Source organism: Serratia sp. BNK-12, from assembly GCF_047456085.1.
Taxonomy (GTDB): Bacteria; Pseudomonadota; Gammaproteobacteria; order Enterobacterales; family Enterobacteriaceae; genus Serratia; species Serratia liquefaciens.
The window spans coordinates 3965882-3980810 of sequence record NZ_CP179896.1; the positions used below are offsets into that span (position 1 = coordinate 3965882).

At 56.4% G+C, this 14929-nt stretch carries 16 protein-coding genes; 9 read left to right on the forward strand and 7 right to left on the reverse strand.

Annotated elements, in window-relative coordinates:
- The first annotated feature begins 82 nt into the window (after positions 1-82).
- Positions 83-562 carry a cold-shock protein gene (locus tag ACMGG1_RS18520; protein WP_041415242.1) on the forward strand — a complete coding sequence of 160 codons (480 nt, stop codon included), beginning with the start codon at positions 83-85 and terminating at the stop codon, positions 560-562.
- 87 nt (positions 563-649) lie between these two features.
- The gene (locus tag ACMGG1_RS18525; RefSeq protein WP_020825597.1) at positions 650-811 is read left to right on the forward strand and encodes a YnfU family zinc-binding protein; all 162 of its coding nucleotides are present in this window, start codon (positions 650-652) and stop codon (positions 809-811) included.
- 5 nt (positions 812-816) lie between these two features.
- Here ACMGG1_RS18525 and ACMGG1_RS18530 read toward each other — a convergent pair whose 3' ends face one another.
- The 3 genes from ACMGG1_RS18530 to ACMGG1_RS18540 all read right to left on the reverse strand — a co-directional run bounded on the left by ACMGG1_RS18530 (position 817) and on the right by ACMGG1_RS18540 (position 4523).
- The gene (locus ACMGG1_RS18530; protein WP_116691177.1) at positions 817-2265 is read right to left on the reverse strand and encodes a GGDEF domain-containing protein; all 1449 of its coding nucleotides are present in this window, start codon (positions 2263-2265) and stop codon (positions 817-819) included.
- Positions 2266-2929: 664 nt separating this feature from the next.
- A complete protein-coding gene (locus tag ACMGG1_RS18535) occupies positions 2930-3481 on the reverse strand; it encodes a flavodoxin family protein (RefSeq protein ID WP_020825595.1) in 552 nt (183 codons plus the stop codon).
- A 148-nt stretch (positions 3482-3629) separates the two neighbouring features.
- Entirely contained in the window at positions 3630-4523 is an 894-nt protein-coding gene (locus ACMGG1_RS18540; protein ID WP_174573860.1) for a LysR family transcriptional regulator, read from the reverse strand.
- A gap of 96 nt (positions 4524-4619) precedes the next feature.
- Here ACMGG1_RS18540 and ACMGG1_RS18545 point away from each other — a divergent pair, with 96 nt between their 5' ends.
- Positions 4620-5681, forward strand: a complete 1062-nt coding sequence (locus ACMGG1_RS18545; protein WP_259216545.1) for an aldo/keto reductase — start codon at positions 4620-4622, stop codon at positions 5679-5681.
- Positions 5682-5996: 315 nt separating this feature from the next.
- Positions 5997-6158, forward strand: coding sequence for a YnfU family zinc-binding protein (locus ACMGG1_RS18550; RefSeq protein ID WP_217330903.1), 162 nt, complete (start codon positions 5997-5999; stop codon positions 6156-6158).
- An 84-nt stretch (positions 6159-6242) separates the two neighbouring features.
- On the opposite strand, the gene ACMGG1_RS18555 is transcribed toward ACMGG1_RS18550, so the two are convergent.
- The 4 genes from ACMGG1_RS18555 to ACMGG1_RS18570 form a co-directional block, all read right to left on the reverse strand.
- Positions 6243-6386 carry a hypothetical protein gene (locus ACMGG1_RS18555; RefSeq protein ID WP_165366286.1) on the reverse strand — a complete coding sequence of 48 codons (144 nt, stop codon included), beginning with the start codon at positions 6384-6386 and terminating at the stop codon, positions 6243-6245.
- A gap of 222 nt (positions 6387-6608) precedes the next feature.
- A complete protein-coding gene (locus ACMGG1_RS18560; RefSeq protein ID WP_414160921.1) occupies positions 6609-7973 on the reverse strand; it encodes an MFS transporter in 1365 nt (454 codons plus the stop codon).
- Positions 7974-8044: 71 nt separating this feature from the next.
- Complete coding sequence (locus tag ACMGG1_RS18565) at positions 8045-9517, reverse strand: 2-hydroxymuconic semialdehyde dehydrogenase (RefSeq protein ID WP_414160922.1); 1473 nt, start codon at positions 9515-9517, stop codon at positions 8045-8047.
- A gap of 150 nt (positions 9518-9667) precedes the next feature.
- Positions 9668-10657: a LysR substrate-binding domain-containing protein gene (locus ACMGG1_RS18570; RefSeq protein WP_046374304.1), complete on the reverse strand. Its 990-nt coding sequence runs from the start codon at positions 10655-10657 to the stop codon at positions 9668-9670.
- Positions 10658-10954: 297 nt separating this feature from the next.
- Here ACMGG1_RS18570 and ACMGG1_RS18575 point away from each other — a divergent pair, with 297 nt between their 5' ends.
- Genes ACMGG1_RS18575 through ACMGG1_RS18595 form a run of 5 tightly spaced genes read left to right on the forward strand, consistent with a single transcriptional unit; the run spans position 10955 to position 14898 of the window.
- Positions 10955-11725, forward strand: a complete 771-nt coding sequence (locus tag ACMGG1_RS18575) for a 2-keto-4-pentenoate hydratase (protein WP_197821224.1) — start codon at positions 10955-10957, stop codon at positions 11723-11725.
- The gene (locus tag ACMGG1_RS18580; protein ID WP_261156729.1) at positions 11722-12669 is read left to right on the forward strand and encodes an acetaldehyde dehydrogenase (acetylating); all 948 of its coding nucleotides are present in this window, start codon (positions 11722-11724) and stop codon (positions 12667-12669) included. The genes ACMGG1_RS18575 and ACMGG1_RS18580 overlap by 4 nt, the downstream gene beginning before the upstream one ends.
- Positions 12666-13703: a 4-hydroxy-2-oxovalerate aldolase gene (dmpG, locus tag ACMGG1_RS18585; RefSeq protein WP_262244554.1), complete on the forward strand. Its 1038-nt coding sequence runs from the start codon at positions 12666-12668 to the stop codon at positions 13701-13703. The genes ACMGG1_RS18580 and dmpG overlap by 4 nt, the downstream gene beginning before the upstream one ends.
- Positions 13700-14482 carry a 2-keto-4-pentenoate hydratase gene (locus tag ACMGG1_RS18590; protein WP_020825586.1) on the forward strand — a complete coding sequence of 261 codons (783 nt, stop codon included), beginning with the start codon at positions 13700-13702 and terminating at the stop codon, positions 14480-14482. The genes dmpG and ACMGG1_RS18590 overlap by 4 nt, the downstream gene beginning before the upstream one ends.
- The gene (locus tag ACMGG1_RS18595; RefSeq protein ID WP_020825585.1) at positions 14479-14898 is read left to right on the forward strand and encodes a RidA family protein; all 420 of its coding nucleotides are present in this window, start codon (positions 14479-14481) and stop codon (positions 14896-14898) included. Before ACMGG1_RS18590 ends, ACMGG1_RS18595 begins: the two co-directional genes overlap by 4 nt.
- Positions 14899-14929: the final 31 nt, after the last annotated feature.

Here is a 14929-nt window from a genome sequence, read left to right on the forward strand (position 1 = left end):
AAATGCCGGGCACGCAATCTGTCACTGCAAGGCATTCCGCGCTATCATAAGCACTGTATTGAACGACTTTATGAGAATGATGATGAACGGCAAGATAACGACTTTTTTTGAAGACAAAGGCTTCGGCTTTATTACCGATGAGAACGGGGAAAATCGTTATTTTCACGTGATTAAAGTGCAAAACCCGGAGCTGATTAAGAAAAACGCGGCGGTGACTTTCGAACCGACCAACAACACCAAAGGCCCGTCGGCATTTGCGGTCAAGGTGCTGGCGTCGAGCAAGTACATCATCATCGCCAACGAAAGAATCAAAATCACCAGCATCAAATCCTTTAATACTTTCACCAAGGAAGTGCCGGTGAAAGCGGACGTGGATAAAGAAAATACCGTGCTGTCGGTTGGCCTGCTGATGAACCGCATCCGCCCGCAGTCTGAGGACGCGTCCCAGACCATGCAAACGCTGCGCATGCTGACCATCACCACCTTCCAGAACGACACCCATACCTTCTCCGAGCACGAGATCGACATGGACGAAACGCTGAAAGTGCTTAAAAGCCTGTAATCCCTTTCCAGGCGTATAAAAAACATTCAAAGCAATTTGATATCACCTGTGTTAGCGTGGGTTTTCACCTGACACAGGCCATTTATTATGTCTGATACCAGCAGTGTTAAAGGTTTCATCAACCGCTCAACCCAAATCGCCTGCCCGAAATGCGCCTATGTGACGACTCAAAAGTGCTCGATGCTGCGGCAAAAAGTCATGCTGATCTGCCCAAACTGCGGCACCGAGTTTGAACCCAAGCAGAACTGACGCCTTTATTTAAACAGAATGTGGTCCACGCTGTTGCCACTGATCACATTAAACGACTCCACCCTGTTACGCCCCTGCGACTTGGCGCGATAAAGCGCGATATCAGCCATATTCATCAGCTGTTCCAGCGATTTCACCTCATTCATCGCCAGATTGGCGACGCCAACGCTGATAGTGATTTTTAACGGAACCTTGCCACCAGGATACAACTCGGTTTTTTGCACCAATTGCCGTAAATGCTCCGCCAACGCCACACCCTGCGCCGCCAGCGCGCGCGGCAACATAATGGCAAACTCTTCACCGCCCAAACGCCCAAACAGTTGATCGTGACGCAGTTCGCGCCTGACAATATGGGCGAATGAAGCCAACACCTGATCGCCGGCCAAATGACCGTGGGTATCATTGATTTGTTTAAAGTGGTCAATATCGATCAACAGCAGCGACACCGCTTCTTTCGATTTATATTTGTGCTCCAGCATTTCACCGGCCTTACGTGTCAGTGCATTACGCGCCAAGACGCCCGTAAGGAAATCATGATTGGCACTGTGCTCCAGGCGCCGCAGCAGCTTACGGTTAACCGCGATTGAGCTGGAAAGGATCAGCGGCCCCATGACCAACATGGCAATGCCCAGACGGGCTGACATCAGCGTATCGAGGTAGGCATTATGGTTGTTCGGCGTTTCATACAGCATCAGGTTAGCCGAAATGCTGCTGATCTCGGTCATGCCGGTTAGCAATGTCAGCAGCGTCACGGTGAACAACTGATAGCGGACCGCGCACCACAGCAACGCAGGGATCGGAAAAGCAATCGCCCCCGGCCCGCCGATATACACGCTAAATACCAGTGAAAACAGCAGCGCCAATAGCGGCATACTGGCACGCAGCTGCCAATTGATCTGCAGGCGCAGCAGTTGTTTAAGCCGCGGGGCGGCCAGCAATACCGGCAGCAACAGCAGGTTGGTCGAGAACTGTTCGCTGAACCACGCCAGCCAGGCGATAATCGCCGTGTTGTTGTACAGGCTGTCATTGCGCAGTATCGACAGTGTCGATGCCACTGCCGCACCGCTCAGGCTGGCAGTAAACATATAGAGGATCGCCTGAGGTTTGCCCATCCGGCGCTGCGACTGCGGCAACAGCAGCATCACACCGTAACCGGTAGCAATCAGGGACATATTGCAGGCATTCAACCACAGCGCCAGCGACAGGCTTTCGCCGTTGGTCAAATCGGCGGCGATCATCCCCAGATAGGTGATCAACCACCCCGCAGGGCTGGCATAGGCCGGTTTGCGTAATAATAGACCGAGTAAAATCGCATTCACCGGCCAAAACAGAGAAAGCGAACCTATTGGACGTGTAAAAATACCCAGCAGGGAAAGTAAATAGGCCAGCAGAAAAAGCGTGATCAACTGGATGGCGACCGGCAATCCCTGCTTGGCGTTTATTCTGGCGTTCATCGCCTTACCCATATATTTATAATCACCAGAGCAATTCTATGCATATTCCCTCGCCCGACATGATGAGGAAGACATAACAATCAGAGTTAAAATTAAAAAATACAGACAGATCAGCAACAAAGATAGATTCGTTTTTAATTAACAGAATGCTCTTAACGCCATCGCTCACCGGTATCCTGCAATGCGAAACGGATTTTCACCCGCCCGAAAATAATGTTCAAGGATATCTAACAGCATAGCGTAAACCATCACCGATGATCACAACGCCAAAACCATAATAATAAGATGGGTATTTTACCTACCGCTCAAGCCATGCTGCCGGTTATTATTTTCCGGTAAGACGCAACGAAGCGCAATTCATAAAAAAAGCCCGCGCAATGCGGGCTCGCTTGAAGAGCAGCTAATTGACAGTTACGACACGATCATTGCATGACCCTGTTGCCGCTCATTGTATCGCCGGAAGCTTAAGCCCACCTTAGCAACAAAAAACCCGGCCTAGGAACCGGGAATATTTGTACGAAATGCAGTGTTAGCCCAAGCAGGCTAATAACGCACACTAATTTACGCCCCAATTGTGTAGAAAAAATGAGCGAAAAAATAGCGCACGCAATGAATCTCGCCATGCCTGGTTAACTTCCCCTTCATCAGTGAAAGGGAATCGCGCTTAAGCCAATTTGGCGGCAAATGCCGCAACGCGCTGGCCGTACAGCGTAGCCGTTTCCAGATCGCCCGACAGCATTTCATCCACGCCGGCGTCTGCTGGGGTCTGCACCAGCAGACCAACGGACCCGCCGAGGTTGTTCACATCGGTACGTTGCGCCGCCTTGGTATTGGCCGGCATCAGCCCCAGACTGACCCACAGACCACCATGCTGAGAGGCCAGCGTTTGCAGCGCGATCAGCGTCACCTGCTTGTCGCCGTTCAGGCTGGCGCTGTTAGTGAAGCCACCAAAAACCTTGTCCTGCCATTTGCGGGTAAACCAGGCTTTTGAACTGGCATCGGCGAATTTTTTGAATTGCCAGGACGGGCCCCCCATATAGGTCGGCGAACCAAAGATAATGGCATCCGCCTCATCCAGTTTTTGCCAGGCTTCATCGCTGATATTGCCTTCCTGATCGATAGCGATCAGTTCAGCTTCGGCACCTTGTGCAACCACGTTTGCCAAACGTTCGGTGTGGCCGTAGCCGGAGTGAAAAATTACCACTGTCTTCGCCATTAGAAACTCCCTGATCGTTGTATAAGGGTGCCTATGGCACCCGGGGATACTCTGATCCAATCTAATCAACTGTCTCCGGGGTGAATACCAAATTTATCTGACAGAGTTATTCAAAAAAACCGGATGCTTATCAGCTCGCTCCTGACCGTTAACCCTGCTGCCGGGCGAAGTCAATAAACGCGCGCAGCGGCCGCGGCATTTGCCGATTAGCGGGATAATAAAGGTAAAATCCGGGGAAAGGCGGCGTCCAGGCCGTGAGCAACGAAAGCAACCGGCCGTCCCTCAGGGCCTCAGCCACCTGGCTCTCGAACAAGTAGGCAATCCCCAGCCCATCCATAGCAGCACGCACCAGAACCTGCGGTTCATCCACGATCAAGGGCCCCTCCACTGCAATCTCCAGCTTTTCGCCACCGCGCTCGAACTCCCAGCGATAGAGACTGCCGTTGGTCGGCCAGCGAGTATTTAGGCAACGATGCTGTCGTAGCGCATCCGGCGTCTGTGGTACGCCGTAACGAGCCAGGTATGTCGGCGATGCGACGACACACATGCGTTGCTCGCCTCCCAGCGCAACCGCCACCATGTCTTTTTCCAGCCGCTCATGCAAACGTACGCCCGCGTCGAAACCGGCGGCAACAATATCCACCAGCCGATCGTCCACGCTTAGATCCACCACAATATCGGGATAATGTGCATTGAACGGCGCTAACAACGGGGCCAGATAATAAATCGCCGCCAAACCGGACGCGTTAAGGCGTAGCGTGCCCGCCGGTTGTAAACGCAGCGCAGCCGTCTGGGTGACGGCGGCCTCAATTTCGGCCAAGGCCGGCGAAAGGCGCGCTAACAGCTGCTCCCCCGCCTGGGTAAGCGCCACGCTGCGAGTGGTACGATTCAACAGCCGAACACCAAGCCGGGTCTCCAGATTACGCTGAGTCTGGCTGAGTGCGGAAGCGGACATACCCAGTTGCGCTGCGGCACGGGCAAAACCGCCATGCTCCACAATGGCAGCAAAAGCGCGCAGCTCTGCAAAGTCACTTCCTCTCATTATGCCTCCTGCGCTTAATAATTCATGAAGATTATAGCGTATTCAATCAGAGTATCGCGGGGCCTATTCTGGGGAAAAACCACAGAGGAATGTACGATGCATACATCACTGGCCCTAAACCACTACCGTCTACTGGGCCGTTCCGGCCTGCGCGTCTCGCCGCTGGCACTCGGCACCATGACCTTCGGCACCGACTGGGGCTGGGGGGCGGAACAGGCGGAGGCCCGCCGTTTGTTTGACGTTTACGTCGAGCGCGGCGGCAATTTCATCGATACCGCCAACCGCTACACCGAAGGCAGCGCCGAGCGTTTTGTCGGGGAGTTCGCTGCCGGACGCCGCGATCGGTTGGTAATCGCCACCAAATACACGCTGCCCATGCAACCTGATAATCCCAACTCCGGCGGCAACCATCGCAAGAGTATGGTGCGTTCAGTGGAAGACAGCCTGCAGCGCCTGAATACCGATTATATCGACCTGCTGTATCTGCACGCCTGGGACTTCACTACTCCGGTAGAAGAGATCATGCACGCCATGGATGACCTGGTGCGCGCCGGCAAGGTGCTGTACCTGGCCGTTTCGGATCTCCCCGCCTGGCAGGCTGCCAGAATGCAGACGCTGGCGGATTTACGTGGCTGGTCACCGCTGATTGGCCTGCAGATCGAATACAGCCTGCTGGAACGCACCGTCGAGCGTGAGCTGATCCCGATGGCACAGGAAATGGGCCTCGGTGTGATCCCTTGGTCACCGCTGTCCGGCGGTATCTTGAGCGGTAAATACAGCCGACGTGATTTGCAGCCCATGGGGGAAGAGAACGGGACAAGGCGCGCAATGGTACGCAATAAGGGCATGCTGACCGAACGCAACCTTTCGATCGCCGCTCAGGTACAGGCGCTGGCCGACGAATCCGGCTTCAGCGCTTCGCAAGTGGCCCTGGCCTGGACGCTGCGTAACCCGGCGGTGACCGCCCCCATTATTGGCGCACGTACGCTGGCGCAATTGGAAGATAATCTGGGGGCATTAGACGTCCGGCTCACAGAAGATCAATGGCAACGGCTGGAAACTGCCAGTGCCATCGAGCTCGGTTTCCCTCATGATTTTCTGGCGTTGCAGGCCACGCGCGACATTATGTTTGGCGGGCAAATGATTGAGCGCAGGTAAAAAAAATCCCGCACAAGGCGGGATAAACTTAACAGGGATGGGGTAATACACTACAGGGAATGGATAACACACAACATCATCGGGTAGCTGTTAAATTACCAGCCACAATGTATAGAACTGTCATGCCTGCGTAAGGTTGCTCCGACAGATGTAACCTCGGATGGAAATGTGACATTTTTACTGCGGCGCCGCTTGTTCATCGGCGCCAAAGTCCCGGCACCGCCCTCGCAGAAATGATTAATAAACAATCAATAAAGGGCTATTAACCCCGAGCAATGCTAAACTGAGGCTCCTTACATCTACCCGGTGAAAGATATGTCTATCTTTGATGCCCTTAAGATGTTCAGCGACTCATCAGTAAAAGTGACCTGCCCGAAATGCGCTCACGTATCTGAACAAAACAGTCGCAAAATGCGTAAAAACATCACCATGATCTGCCCTAAATGCGGGCACTATTTCCTTCCTGACGAAAAATAGCCCCCTCTCATTGGCGATACTGTATACCGTAAGCAGCCGGCGCTATCGCGGCGGCACAAAGCGGTCTGGATGGGATGACGGCTGTTAACGGATTTCAATGCTGATATCGGGGTAGGCCTTCTCACCGTCGCTGAGATAATGGCCCAACGACCGATAGGCCAATACATAAAGCGCTGTAGCTGCGCACAGGCAAAATAGCGTTACCAGCAAGAATTTTGATTTACGCACGGTGAGATCCTAATGGGCATTTGGCTTTATTTTAACGCCGCAGCATAAACAAAAGCTCAATTGTTCACCGATCTGATCGCACATAAACAAAGCCCCAGCGCAGAGCCGGGGCTTCAATATCGAATTATTCAGATAAACGAATCAACCCGGTCCCCTCTTTCCCTCTACGGTGGAATAGCAAGACAGTTGAGCAATGCCGTTCGCCAATCGTGGAGGCCGTATTCAGTGTTTGTCCGGCAAGCGAGCCAACAGCAGTTCTCGCCGCCGTCCGCTGAAATACTTCAGCATCAGCGCCAGGCAAACCAACCAGGCAGGGATCAGCAACAGGCTAAAAATGGCCGCGGCGGGATACTGGTAACGCAGCAGTTCCGCACCGGCGAGCACGCCAAATATAGCGCCAAAACGCCCTACTCCATACATGCTGCCCACCCCGGTGGCGCGGCAGCTGGTGGGATAATACGAAGCAGACAGTGACGCCAGCGCAGATTGCCCGCCACCGGAAGCAAATCCCATAAAGAACACCAGTGAACCCAACAGCAGTGTATGAGTGACGTTACCAACCGCCAGGCCCACGCCATAGGCCAATACCCCGGCGGCCAGATAGGTCAGCGCCAGGACCTTATTGGGTTCACGGCGATCCATCACCCACCCGATCAGTATGGATCCCACACCACCGCCTAACGGGAACAGCGCACTGATATGGGAAAATTGCAGCACCGACAGCCCCGCCTCTTTTAGCAACAGCGGCATCCAGCTAACAATCATATAAAACACCAGCATGCTCATAAAACAGCTCAGCCACAGCAACCCTGTGACGGTGCGATGCGGCGAAGTCAGAATGGCACGGATAGCGGAATGTCCGTCGGCTATTTTTTCCGCAATGACGAAGTGATCAGCCCGCTCGGCCCCTTCCTTCTTTATGCGCTGTAAAACGGCGCGAATACGGGCGCTGGGATAGCCCTTAAGCACCATATAGCGTACCGACTCCGGCAGTAGCCACGGCAGTGCTACACACAGCAGGATAGGCACCACGCCCCCTACCACCAACACTGAACGCCAGCCAAATGAAGGGATAAGGTAACCGGCCAGCAGGCCACCGACAGCCGCACCCAGCGGGAAACCGCACAGCATGGCACTGACTATCATGGTGCGCCGCTTACTGGGGCAATATTCGGACAGCAGCGTGATGCTATTGGGCATCGCAGCCCCTAACCCTAATCCGGTAATAAAACGCAGCAGGGTCAATGATCCTATCGAAGTTGACCAGGCGGTTGCCAGACTGAACACCCCAAACAACAATACGGAATAGATCACCGCCGGTTTGCGGCCCACCCTGTCTGCCAGCGGCCCGGACAGCAGCGAACCAAACGCCAGGCCAAACAACGCCGCGCTCATGGCGGGCCCCAGTTCGGCTTTCTGCACTCCCCATTCGTCCAGCAGTGAAGGGGCCACGTAGGCAATCGCAGCCATATCGTAACCGTCCATGAAAATCACCAAAAAACACAGCAGAAGCAGTAGCCATTGGAACGGGGAAAATGGCGATTGATCGATAAAGGCTTCAATATCCAGAGATGCACCATGAGACATGTGGTCAGGCTCCTGTCAGCGAATAGAGGGACTCTGCGGGCTGCCACGGGCTGGCGGCAGCCGGTGAGCGATTATAGTTTTATGCAGACATTGCTGATTTCAGAGTAAAAGTCCAAAGAGTGACGCCCGCCCTCGCGCCCCATGCCGGACAGTTTGCTGCCGCCAAACGGGGTGCGCAGATCGCGGGCATACCAGCTGTTAACCCAGACGATGCCGGTATGAACACGCCGAGCCAGGCGATGCGCCCGCCCGACCTGACTGGTCCATAACGCGCAGGCCAGACCATATTGGCTGTCGTTGACCCGCGCCAGCACTTCCTCTTCGTTATCGAAAGGCGATATGTGACATACCGGTCCAAAAATCTCTTCGCGCACGCAGCGTGCGTCGTCGCCCAGGCCGGTCCAAATGGTTGGGCGGATCCAGGAGCCGTTATCGCGCTCGTCACCGAATACCGGTACCTCACCGCCGGTGATCAGGGTGGCTCCTTCGCTACGCGCCAGCGCGAAATAGGAAAGCACTTTATCCCGATGCTTTTGCGACACCAGCGGGCCGAGATCCACGCCCTCCTCATCGGGATAACCTATTTTCAAGGCTTCGGCCCGTTCTTTTAATGCCGCGACGAAACGATCGAAGATCGGGCGCTCGACATAGACACGTTCAGAGCACAAACACACTTGCCCAGTGTTGAAAAATGAGGAGCGTGTTACGCCAGCGACCGCCGCCTCAAAGTCAGCATCGGCAAACACCACCGCGGCATTTTTCCCGCCCAATTCGAAAGAGATCTCTTTTACGCCATCCGCCACCGCTTTCATGATGGCGCTGCCCGTACGAGATTCGCCGGTAAAGGAAACGGCGGCAATCTCCGGCTGGCGGGTAAGGTACTCGCCTGCGGAACCCGGTCCGAAACCGTGGATCAGGTTAAATACCCCGGCAGGCAAACCGGCCTCATGCATTACATGCGCCAGCAGCGTTGCTGAAGAGGGGGTTTCTTCCGACGGTTTGCACACCACGGTGTTACCCATGGCCAACGCTGGCCCGAGTTTCCAGGTCAGCAGCAGCAGCGGCAAATTCCAGGGAGAAATTACGGCCACCACCCCTAGCGGTTTGCGGACCGTATAGTTGAACAGCAGGCCACCATCGGCCTGTGGCGTTTCGCAGCATTCATTGACCGAGGTTGCAGCCAGATCGGCGAAGGTACGGAAGTTGGCAATGGCGCGGGGAACGTCCAGCGTACGCGCCAGACTCTCGGGGCGTCCAGTGTCCGCCACTTCTGCCGCGACAAATTCGTCAAAACGGGCTTCGATACCCTCGGCCACCCGGTGCAATAGCGCCACACGTTCCGGCACGCTCAGTTGCCCCCAGGGCCCGGAGAGTGCGGCATGGGCGGCTTTGACCGCTGCCGCTACCTGCGCTCCCCCCGCTTCGGCAACTCGCGAAACGAGGTGTCCATCAACGGGGCTGATATTGTCGAACTGCCGGATCCCATCGACAAACTGGCCGTCGATATACAAGGGTAAATCCGGCGCGGATTGATAAATTGCCACGGCACTGTTCCTCCTGAGTCACAAAGCGGCACGAAGAAACCTGCCATTGGCGTCTAAAAGCAACGCCGTTGGAAGGGAGCTTCGACCGGGTATCGTTACGCAGTGTAGGGAGCCGTAGAAATAAGGTGAAAATGAATAAAGCGGGCTTTGCTATGCCGTTTGGTTATAGCCAGGCAACGCATTGTCTTCCTGAACCGCCAATTTCAGGCATTCAATCAGTTGCCTGCTCGCCGGCGTCAAAGGCTTATCTTCACGGATGGAAAACCCGACCTCGGTGGAAGGGCCCACGTCGCCAAGCGGCAGTTGGAACAGCAGACCGGCCGCAATAAAGCGCCGCGCCGCGGCGGTCGGCATCAGGCCAAGGAATGAAGAATCCACCAGCAGGTTGACGTTGGTCAGCAGCGACAATGACTCCACGATATTTTCAGGGGCCGGCAGCCCGGACTCCTTGAAGAATTGATCGGCCACACGCCGGGCCGGCGAGTCGAGCGGCGGCAGGATCCACGGCCATGACGCAAGGTGTTGAAGGTTAAGATTGGCTTCTTGCACCAGCGGATGGCGGCTGCCGGCCACCACGCAAAGGCTGTTGCAATATAATGCCCGGTGACTCAGCGCCATGCGGGCGGTCAGAGGCGCATCGGGCTCGGGCAAACGCCCTACCACCACATCCAGCTCACCGGTCGCTAATGCAGGAAATAAGTAATCCTGCGGCCCTTCCCGTACGGTGACCAGAATTTTGGGTGCTCGCTCTTTCAGCAACAAGATGGCGCGCGGCAACAAACGGGCGCTGGCCGAGATCTGCGTTCCCACCACAACATGGCCGGTAACGCCGCCCTTGAAGGTGTTCAGCTCATCGGTCAGGTAGCGCAGCTCGGCAATCACCGATTTAACCCGCTCTCCCAGCAAGACACCACAGTCCGTTGGGGTCACGCCCCGATTATTACGATCGAACAGGATGGTATCCAGCTGTTGTTCCAGTTCGCGGATCGCTTTGGTCACGGCGGGCTGGGTCAGATTCAGCTCCCGAGCCGCACGCGCAATCGACTGATTGCGTAATACCCGGTCAAAAATCAGCAGTGGACGCAGCTTGAGCCGGTTCAGGATCATATCGCTAACGTTAAAAGGGGAACGTTCATTCATTGCCGTTTACTCCCAAAAATCGTCTGGCCCAGGCACCAAGTCTGGCGACTATGGCATAACTTTAAGGAATAGCAAAAGCCACTTTATTCATTTTTCGCTTATTGGCCATCTGATTAGACTGCCCTGTATCCACTCTCGCCGGCTGGCTGAATCGTGTTCGCCAACGCTCTCTTTCTTCAAGGGCATGACTCACGACAATACCCAGCCGCAGGGAAAACGGCCACGTTCACGCGTGGCGCATAACAGGAGAGTCATGTGTCAAATTCACTGAAGCCTGAACACCATGAAGCGGCCAAAATGCTCAGGCAGGCCGCCGAGAGTGGCCGCCCCTGCGCGCCGGTTCGCCACCTGGTGGGTTCACAGGATATCGATGCCGCCTATGCCGTACAGCGGGTCAATAACCAAGAGCGGATCCAAAAGGGACACCGGCCGGTGGGCAGCAAAATCGGGCTGACGTCGGCGGCGGTACAGCGCCAACTGGGGGTCAATCAACCGGATTTCGGCCAGCTGTTCGCCGACATGGCGCTGTGTGACGGTGAAGAGATTGCCGCCGGTCGGCTGATTCAGCCCAAGGTGGAAGCCGAGATCGCCTTGGTACTTGAACAGGATCTGCCCCATGAAAAAAACACGCTCGCCGACCTGATCCGCGCCACCGCCTATCTGCTGCCCGCTCTCGAAGTGGTTGATAGCCGCATCGCCGGCTGGGATATCTCGCTGGCGGACACCATTGCCGATAACGCCTCCTGCGGACTGTTCGTGCTGGGCAACCGCCCGGTGCTGTTGAAGGACGTCGATCTGCTGGGCTGCGGCATGGTGCTGGAGCGGGCTGGCGAACCGGTTTCGGTGGGTGCCGGAGCCGCCTGTCTGGGCAATCCGCTGCTTGCCGCCTTGTGGTTGGCGGACACGCTGGCGCAACGCGGCAACGCTTTGCGTGCCGGCGATATCATCCTCACTGGCGCATTGGGGCCGATGGTAGCGGCCTGCGCTGGGGATGTGTTTAGCGCCCGCATTGAGGGCCTCGGTCAGGTCAGCGGCCGCTTCGCCCCTGCCGCAGGAGGTGATCAATGAGCAACTCAGCGCAAATTGCCGCTGCAATCATCGGTTCGGGCAACATCGGCACCGATCTGATGATCAAGATCCTGCGCCACGGTCAGCACCTGCAAATGGCTGCGATGGTCGGAATCGATCCTGCCTCCGACGGCCTGGCCCGTGCGAATCGGCTGGGCGTGGCGACGACGTCCGAAGGCATTGATGGCCTGCTCGCGCTGCCCGATTTCAGCGAAATCAAAGTGGTTTTTGACGCCACTTCGGCCGGGGCGCACGCGCACCACAATAAGTTGTTGCAACAGTACGGTGTACAGGTAATCGACCTGACCCCAGCAGCCATCGGCCCCTACGTGGTACCGGTAGTCAATCTGGCAACTCAGGGCGACGCCCCCAATCTGAATATGGTCACCTGCGGCGGACAGGCCACCATTCCGATGGTGGCCGCCGTCGCCGCCGTCACCGATGTTTACTATGCCGAGATCGTCGCTTCGGTCTCCAGCCGTTCTGCCGGGCCCGGCACTCGCGCAAACATCGACGAATTTACCGAAACCACCGCGCTGGCACTGCAAAGCGTAGGCGGCGCAAGGCGCGGCAAGGCCATCATTATCCTCAACCCGGCCGAACCGCCCTTGATGATGCGCGATACCGTTTTCTGCCTGACGCCACCGAGCGATCGACAAGCAATCACCGAGGCGGTGGTTGCCATGGTCGCCAAAGTGCAAGAGTACGTTCCCGGCTATCGACTCAAGCAGGAAGTCCAGTTTGAAACCATCGCCCCGGCCGATGCGCACCTTTACCCGGATCTGGGGCCGCAGGGTGGCCTGAAAGTCTCCATCTTCCTGGAGGTCGAAGGGGCCGCTCACTATTTACCGGCCTACGCCGGCAACCTCGACATCATGACGTCAGCCGCACTGGCCTGCGGTGAGCATATCGCAAGGCGTTTGCTGCAAGGTCAGGGAGCATGAAGATGAAAAAACTCTATATCTCCGACGTCACTCTGCGTGACGGTTCCCACGCGGTACGCCACCGTTACTCGCTGCCACAGGTCAGACAAATCGCCACCGCGTTGGATCGCGCTGGGGTCGACTCGATCGAAGTGGCTCACGGTGATGGGCTATCCGGCTCCAGCTTCAACTACGGCTTCGGCGCGCACAGCGACGTCGAGTGGATTGCCGCTGCCGCAGAGTCGGTCAGCCATGCCCGGATCGCGACGCTGCTGTTGCCGGGTATCGGTACCGTTCACGATTTGCGTAATGCCTATGATGCTGGCGCGCGGGTAGTGCGCGTCGCCACTCACTGCATCGAAGCGGATATTTCGCGCCAACACATTAGCTATGCGCGTGAGCTTGGGATGGACACCGTCGGCTTTCTGATGATGTCCCATATGGCTGAACCCAAACATCTGGCACAGCAGGCGAAACTGATGGAGTCCTACGGGGCCACCTGCGTGTACGTGGTCGATTCTGGCGGCGCCATGCTGATGCAGGATATCCGCGATCGCTTCCGCGCTCTGCGCGAGGTGCTCGATGAAAACACGGAAATCGGCATGCACGCTCACCATAATTTAGCGCTTGGGGTCGCCAACTCGATTGTCGCAGTGGAGGAAGGCTGTCAGCGGGTCGACGCTTCACTGGCCGGTCAGGGCGCCGGTGCCGGCAATGCGCCGCTTGAGGTCTTTATCGCCACCGCCGAACGTTTGGGCTGGAACCACGGTTGCGACCTGCTGCAACTGATGGACGCGGCAGACGATCTGGTGCGTCCATTGCAGGATCGTCCGGTACGCGTCGATCGAGAGAGCCTGTCGCTGGGGTATGCCGGCGTCTACTCCAGTTTTCTGCGCCATGCCGAAAAGGCGGCGCAGCAGTATCAACTTAAAACCACCGATATCTTATTGGAGGTCGGCCGTCGGCGTATGGTCGGCGGCCAGGAAGATATGATCGTTGACGTCGCCCTGGATTTGCTGGCCCAGCGAAACAGGCTTCAGGAGAACATTGCATGAGCAAAATCATGGATCTTACCGCACTGGCCACTCAGCTAGACCAGGCCACACTCAGCCAGCAAGCCACCGCACAGTTAACCGGACAGCAGGCTCTGGATCTTCCCACGGCCTATCGGATTCAGGCTGAAGGGATCCGGCTGCGCGAGCAGCGTGGAGAGCGTCGCGTCGGCCTGAAGCTGGGTTTCACCAGCCGCGCCAAAATGCAGCAAATGGGCGTTGACCATCTTATTTGGGGAGAACTGACCGATGCCATGCAGATTGAAGAAGGAGGAACACTGGATCTGCGCGAGTTGATCCACCCGCGCGTGGAACCTGAACTCTGTTTTATCACCGGCAAAGAGATCAATGGCCCGCTGTCCCTGGCCGAAGCCGGCCGGGTGCTTGAAGGGGTATGCCCTGCGCTGGAGATTATCGATTCCCGTTACCGCGATTTCCGCTTCACCCTTGAAGACGTGATTGCCGACAACTGCTCATCCGCCAAATTCGTCGTGGGGGCCTTGCAGAACCCGCAGCGCGCCATCGATAACCTTGGTGTGGTGATGAACTTTCATGGGCGTCCGGTGCAGGTTGGCAGCACCGCAGCTATTCTTGGGCATCCATTGCGTGCACTGGTACAGATCGCCAGCCTGCTGCATCAACAAGAACGCGTACTGCCTGCCGGTTCGGTGATCCTCGCTGGCGCGGCAACCGCAGCAGAAGCTTTACGCCCCGGGCTACACGTCAGCGTCGATATTTCCGGCTTTGGGCGAACGGCATTTCATACCGAGGGCCAGCTATGACTAACCAGGCTGTGGTTGTTAAGGGAAAAGCCGCCCCGCGCGGACGTTTTCCACACGTGAAACGGGCGGGCGACTTTCTGTTTGTCTCCGGCACCAGTGCCAGATTGCCGGACAACAGTATTGCCGGGGCCGAAGCCGATGCCATGGGTGCAACCCGCCTGGCTATCGACGTTCAGACTCGCGCGGTGCTCGATAATATTCGCGACATCCTGCGCAGTGTCGGAGCCGACCTGAATGATGTTGTCGAGATCAGCGCTTTTCTCGTCAATATGAACGATTTTGCTGGCTATAACGCGGTGTATGCCGACTATTTTGACTACGACGGCCCAACCCGCACCACCGTGGCGGTGCATCAACTGCCTCACCCGCACTTGTTAATTGAAATCAAGGCCATCGCCTATAAGCCCCAAAAATAACCTGTGCATATCCTCTGCCCTACGAATCGGA